Source organism: Kineococcus gurbantunggutensis (genome assembly GCF_050871925.1).
In the GTDB taxonomy this organism is placed as follows: Bacteria; Actinomycetota; Actinomycetes; order Actinomycetales; family Kineococcaceae; genus Kineococcus.
Map to the genome: position 1 here is coordinate 1 of NZ_JBJLSG010000299.1, position 2,433 is coordinate 2,433.

Consider the following 2,433-nt stretch of genomic DNA (forward strand, 5'->3'; position numbering starts at 1 on the left):
TCACCCTGCCGCCCGGTTGAGGCGCCCCCCCCCCGGGCCCCCAGCACGACCCACACGGCCCGGACCCCCCGCCCGACGGCGGGGGCACCGGGTCGTCGTGCGTACGTCGGCCAGCTGCTTGACCTACATCCTATTGGATGTTTGAGTAGCGCCGCCGCGAGGACGCGGGAGACTCCCACCCCAGCGGTGCCCAGCCGACGACGCACGCACCGGAGACCACCATGACCAGCCAGGGCCACGCCCCGGGCACGGAGGACGCGCTCGTCGCCTCCGCCCTGCGGCGCACCGCGAAGCGCCTGATCCCCTTCCTGCTGCTGATGTACGTCATCGCGTTCATCGACCGCTCCAACGTCGGCTTCGCCAAGGAGGAGCTCGAGGCGTCCACGGGCCTGTCCGCCGCCGCCTACGCCTTCGGCGCCGGGCTGTTCTTCATCGGCTACGCCGTCTTCGAGGTGCCCAGCAACCTGCTCATGCACCGCGTGGGGGCCCGCTGGTGGATGGCCCGCATCATGATCACCTGGGGCGTCGTCGCGACGGCGTTCATGTTCGTCACGAACGAGACCACGTTCTACGTCCTGCGCTTCCTGCTGGGCGTCTGCGAGGCCGGCTTCTTCCCCGGCGTCCTGCTGTACCTGACGTACTGGTTCCCCCAGGAGCGCCGCGCCTGGGCCACCGGCCTGTTCCAGATGGGCCTGCCGCTGGCCAACATGGTCGGCGGCCCCCTCTCCGGCGGCCTGCTCGAGCTCGACGGGTTCGCCGGGCTGCGCGGCTACCAGTGGATGTTCATGGTCGAGGGCCTCATGGCCGTCGTCGTCGGCTTCGTGGCCGTGAAGTTCCTCACCAACACCCCCGCCGAGGCGGCCTGGCTGCCCGCCGCCGAGCGCGAGGCGCTCACCGCCCGCATCGCCCGCGACGACACCGCCCGCGCCGACCACGGCGGCGCCCTGGGCTGGGCCCGCGCCCTGGTCAACCCGCGCGTCCTGTACTTCTGCCTGGTCTGCCTGTGCATCCAGGTCGCCGTGTACGGGCTGACCTTCTTCCTGCCCACCCAGGTCTCCGAGATCACCGGCCGGGAGGTCGGGTTCTCCGTCGGCGTGCTCACCGCCGTGCCGTGGGCCTGCGCGCTCGTCGCCGTCGCGCTGCTGCCGCGCGTGGCGGACCGCCTGCGCGCCCACAGCGAGATCGCCGCCGCCCTGCTCGTGCTCTCCGGCGCCGGCATCGCCGTCTCCGCCGTCGCCGGCAACGCCCTGCTGGCGATGGCCGCCCTGTGCGTGGCGGCGATCGGCTTCGTGGCCTGCCAGCCGATGTTCTGGACGCTGCCGGCCGCGTACCTCTCCGGTGCGGCGCTGGCCGCCGGGTTCGGCCTCATCAACGGCCTGGGCAACCTCGGCGGGTTCGTCGCGCCCAACGTGCGCGTGTGGGCGGAGGAGACCTTCGACAGCACCACCGCCGGGCTCTTCGTGCTCGCCGGCACCGCCGTCGTCGGCGCCCTGCTGCTGCTCGCCTCCCGCCTGTTCCGCGACCGCACCCCCGCCGCGCCCGCCGACGGGCGCACCACCGCGCCCGCGGCCTGAGAACCCACCACCGAACCCACCGGAGGAACCCCGTGACCGCTCCCTTCCCCGCCCAGCGCACCGCCGTCGTCACCGGCGCCGGCGCCCCCCGCGGCATCGGCCGCGTCGTGGCCCGCCGCCTCGCCGCGCAGGGCTGGAGCCTGGCCCTGGTCGACCTCTCCGAGCAGGGCGTCACCGAGATCGCCGAGGAGCTGCGCGGCACGGGGGCGCAGGCGCTGGCCCTGCCCACCGACGTCTCCTCCCCCGCCGCCGTCAGCGCCGCGTTCGAGGCCGTCGACGCGCAGCTCCCGCCGGTCGTGGGGCTGGTGAACCTCGCCGGCATCCCCAGCCCCACCCCGCTGCTGGAGGTCACCCTGGAGGAGTGGGAGCGGGTGATGGCGGTCAACGCCACCGGCACCCTGCTGATGATGCAGGCCGCCGCCCGCCGCATGCAGCGCACCGGGGTGGGACGCATCGTCAACACGTCCTCCATCACCGCCGTCGACGGCGGCGGCACGTTCTCCAAGTCCGCCTACGCCGCCGCCAAGGCCGCCGTGCTGGGCCTGACCCGCGGTGGCGCGCGCGAGCTGGGCCCGCTCGGCATCACCGTCAACGCCATCCTGCCCGGCCCGGTCGACACCGACATCATGGGCGGGCGCCTGACCGACGAGCGCAAGGCGGGCATGGCCGCCGGCATCCCCGTCGGCCGGGTCGGCACCCCCGACGACATCGCCGCGGTGGTGGCGTTCCTGCTGTCCGAGGACGCCGGTTTCGTCAGCGGCGTCAGCTACCAGGTCGACGGCGGCAAGCACATCAACTGACGGCACCGGGCACCGGGCCCGGGGCGCGCGAGGGGGCCGGCACCACCGCGGTGGTGCCG

The 2,433-nt window shown here is 74.2% G+C and carries 2 protein-coding genes; both read left to right on the top strand.

What is annotated here, in order from left to right:
- The first annotated feature begins 221 nt into the window (after positions 1–221).
- Positions 222–1,574 (top strand): MFS transporter, encoded by a 1,353-nt coding sequence (locus ACRYR7_RS25185; RefSeq protein WP_432575109.1) that lies wholly within the window; start codon positions 222–224, stop codon positions 1,572–1,574.
- Positions 1,575–1,606: 32 nt separating this feature from the next.
- On the top strand, positions 1,607–2,374 hold the full coding sequence (locus ACRYR7_RS25190; RefSeq protein ID WP_432575110.1) for an SDR family NAD(P)-dependent oxidoreductase: 768 nt from the start codon (positions 1,607–1,609) through the stop codon (positions 2,372–2,374).
- Positions 2,375–2,433 lie beyond the last annotated feature (59 nt).